General features: G+C 44.7%; 2 protein-coding genes and 1 pseudogene. All 3 read right to left on the reverse strand.

Annotated features, from left to right (window positions below; all coding sequences use genetic code 11):
- On the reverse strand, positions 1–190 hold a 190-nt coding region (locus RJ60_RS09135), incomplete at its 3' end, for an SHOCT domain-containing protein (RefSeq protein ID WP_103134526.1).
- 222 nt (positions 191–412) lie between these two features.
- Positions 413–943 carry a type 1 glutamine amidotransferase domain-containing protein gene (locus RJ60_RS09140; RefSeq protein ID WP_103134527.1) on the reverse strand — a complete coding sequence of 177 codons (531 nt, stop codon included), beginning with the start codon at positions 941–943 and terminating at the stop codon, positions 413–415.
- A 17-nt stretch (positions 944–960) separates the two neighbouring features.
- A pseudogene (locus RJ60_RS09145) lies at positions 961–1390 on the reverse strand (S9 family peptidase); the annotation flags it as partial.

Here is a 1390-nt window from a genome sequence, read left to right on the forward strand (position 1 = left end):
TCTCCTCGGACAGTGTTTTTTTCAGTTCCTCGTACTGCTCGATAGAGATCTCTCCGTTAGCCAATCTTTCTCTGAGAACTCTCATTTCTTTATCATATGAGGAGGAGACAGCCATTCGACTCTTCAAGATGTCGGGTTTAAGAAAGAATACTATAGCAAAGATTACTATTAGGAATCCAAAGAACATCATCGTATCACCTCTTCTATCGGGTACCTCCCCCTCCGGGGGTAGGGTTTTTTAATAATACTATAAATTCTATCGGATTTCAACCCAATACTTGAGGAATTTGTATAGCAGTATTAGGGCAAGGGTTAGAAGCAGAACCAATAGTGAAGAGAGAATGGATAAATTAGATTCTACTCGGCGAACCCGATTGCCGATCTGTTCTTATCATGACACCATCTGACTGAGTTAACGGATTCCATTTTCTAAAGTTTCGACCAGTTTCCTGCAGAAGTCAGGGATGTCCTTCACAACTCTTCCCCAAACTAGATTGCCATCAACCAATGCTGGCTCGTCTACCCAAACTGCACCAGCATTTATTAGGTCATCTTTTATTCCTTCGCTTCCGTCAGATTTTGAACCTTCTACGATTCCGGCTGAAATGCCGACAAGGCCCGCGTGACATATCATCCCAATAACTTTTCTCCTTTCATGAGCGCTCTTTACTAACTTTTTTACTTCTTCATATCGTCTCAGTTTGTCGGGAGCCCACCCTCCGGGTATAAGAACTCCATCCAGCCTTGAAACATCTATCGACTCGAAGTCTGAGTCGGATACTGCCTGAAGACATCCCTTACCGCTGAATTGCTTGTCTTTTTCTTTGCCAGCTATGATTACTTCTGCCCCTTCCTCTAGAAGACGCATCACGGGGACCCAGAATTCGAGATCCTCAAATCCATTTTCAACCAAGACCACCACTCTTTTTCCTTTAAGTCTCACAACACACCTCCTAAATGCTAAAGAGTTATTATAAACCATTCCAGAGTAGCTTCAATGATCTCCCTCACCTTATCTTGCCTGTCGAAAAGATCGAAGATGTGACCGGAGTCCTGTTCAAGCAGTCTGTTTACCCCTTTATGGTACGTAATGAAAAGTCTAGAGACTTCTGGTTGGGGAAAGACAAGATCATCCTTCAGACCCGAAACGACGAGAAGCGGTCCTGTGTAGGATACAATTTCTGCCACAGGATTCACTGAAAACAACTCGTCGAAAAACTCCTTTCTCAGCACAGTAATTCCCCCCCAAGAGATGCTTGCCACTATTTCCTCAAAGGGAGTCGCGTTCGTGGCTCGCTCGACAGAGTCTACTCCTAGCAGTGCGGAATATGTGTGAATGGGTATAGCAACGGCCGACCAGAGAGCAACACTCCTTACTCTGGAATCGCGG

The sequence above is a fragment of the Mesotoga sp. B105.6.4 genome (assembly GCF_002896535.1).
In the GTDB taxonomy this organism is placed as follows: Bacteria; Thermotogota; Thermotogae; order Petrotogales; family Kosmotogaceae; genus Mesotoga.